Origin of the sequence: Cohnella baijiui (assembly GCF_020731285.1) — a bacterium.
GTDB lineage: Bacteria > Bacillota > Bacilli > Paenibacillales > Paenibacillaceae > Cohnella.
In genome coordinates this window covers 1-1150 of the sequence record NZ_JAJFOW010000089.1, presented here as the reverse complement: position 1 = coordinate 1150, position 1150 = coordinate 1, and the positions used below count along the sequence as shown (strand labels likewise).

Sequence of the window (1150 nt, the reverse complement as noted above, 5' to 3'; positions counted from 1 at the left end):
AGGTTCTTTTTCACTCCGCTTCCGCGGTGCTTTTCACCTTTCCCTCACGGTACTGCTTCACTATCGGTCGCCAGGGAGTATTTAGCCTTGGCAGATGGTCCTGCCGGATTCCCACGGGGTTTCTCGTGTCCCGCGGTACTCGGGATCCGTCTCGGAGAGAGCAGACTTTCGGCTACAGGGCTTTTACCTTCTATGCCGGGCCTTTCCAGACCTCTTCGCCTAACCTGCTCCTTTGTAACTCCATGTGAGACGTCCCACAACCCCAGGAGGCAAGCCTCCTGGTTTGGGCTAATCCGCTTTCGCTCGCCGCTACTGACGGAATCACTGTTGTTTTCTTCTCCTCCAGGTACTTAGATGTTTCAGTTCCCTGGGTGTGCCTCCTCATGAGCTATGGATTCACTCATGGGTGACTGGGCATTACCCCAGCCGGGTTTCCCCATTCGGACACCCCCGGATCAAAGCCTGCTTACGGCTCCCCGAGGCAATTTCGCTGTTCGCCGCGTCCTTCTTCGGCTCCTGGCGCCTAGGCATCCTCCGTGCGCCCTTATTAGCTTAACCTTAGCTCAATCGTGTCAGCGAATCACTTCGCCAACACCCGCCTCAGCAAACCAACAGGCAAGAGATGTTTCTATTTGCGCTTCGTTTCGCTATCCAGTTTTCAAGGTGCAATTCGAGCGATCGAAGATCGTCTCGACCGTGCCGCAAGAGGCAGCGTTTCGTTAGAAACACGTTCGTGCGGTACGTAGCTGAAGGATTTCTCCTTCAAAACTGAACTCGAGCGTAAGTTGCAACGGACTTATCATTTGCCCCGAAGGGCTCCTTAGAAAGGAGGTGATCCAGCCGCACCTTCCGATACGGCTACCTTGTTACGACTTCACCCCAATCATCTACCCCACCTTCGACGGCTGGCCCCTTGCGGTTACCCCACCGGCTTCGGGTGTTGTAAACTCTCGTGGTGTGACGGGCGGTGTGTACAAGACCCGGGAACGTATTCACCGCGGCATGCTGATCCGCGATTACTAGCAATTCCGACTTCATGCAGGCGAGTTGCAGCCTGCAATCCGAACTGAGACCGGCTTTAAAGGATTGGCTCCAGATCGCTCCTTCGCTGCCCGTTGTACCGGCCATTGTAGTACGTGTGTAGCCCAGG

At 55.4% G+C, this 1150-nt stretch carries 2 rRNA genes; both read right to left on the bottom strand.

What is annotated here, in order from left to right:
• Positions 1 to 558 (bottom strand): 23S ribosomal RNA (locus LKX83_RS31745); the annotation flags it as partial.
• Between the two features lie 266 nt (positions 559 to 824).
• Positions 825 to 1150, bottom strand: a 16S ribosomal RNA gene (locus LKX83_RS31740); the annotation flags it as partial.